This window comes from Collinsella sp. 4_8_47FAA, from assembly GCF_000763055.1.
In the GTDB taxonomy this organism is placed as follows: domain Bacteria; phylum Actinomycetota; class Coriobacteriia; order Coriobacteriales; family Coriobacteriaceae; genus Collinsella.
In genome coordinates, this window is sequence record NZ_KN214165.1 from 1 (window position 1) to 596 (window position 596).

Annotated in this window: 1 protein-coding gene; it reads right to left on the minus strand. The window is 66.1% G+C overall.

Features of this window, described 5'->3' with window-relative positions; genetic code table 11:
• Positions 1-41: 41 nt before the first annotated feature.
• On the minus strand, positions 42-596 hold a 555-nt coding region (locus HMPREF9463_RS10255; RefSeq protein WP_035139008.1), incomplete at its 5' end, for an IS3 family transposase.

The following is a 596-nucleotide window of genomic DNA, read 5'->3' on the forward strand; positions in this document are numbered from 1 at the left end:
CAGTGAACTGCGCCCCGAAACTTGGACTGAACAAATAGCGACTACGCCGCAAGGGCCCGGTTCCGGAACTCCTCCGGCGTCAGGCCCTTCAATCTTACCTGCCTGCGCCGCGTGTTCCAATGGTCTATGTACTCCTCCAGGTCGCGCTTGAAGTCCCCGAAGCTGCCCCACTCCCTGCCGCGGTAGAACTCGTCCTTCACGTGGCCGAAGAGCTGCTCGGTGGCGGCGTTGTCGATGCAGTTCCCCTTGCGCGACATGCTCTGGGTGATGCCCGCCCCCTCCAGCCTGGAGGCGTAGGACTCGTGCTGGTACTGCCAGCCCATGTCCGAGTGCATGGTCGGCGCCGCCCCGTCGGGCAGGGCCTCGAGGAGCCGGTCGAGCATCCTGTGCTGCTGGGCGAGGTCCGGCGAGGTCGATATGTCGCTCGCCACGATCTCCTTCGTGCAGAAGTCGAGCACCGGGGCCCAGTAGGCCTTGGCGCCGGCCACCTTGAACTCGGTGACGTCGGTGCCGAGCTTCTGCCACGGCCCCTCGGCGCCGAAGTCCCTCGCGATGACGTTCTCGAACGTGCTCCCCACGAGCCCCCTGTAGGAGCG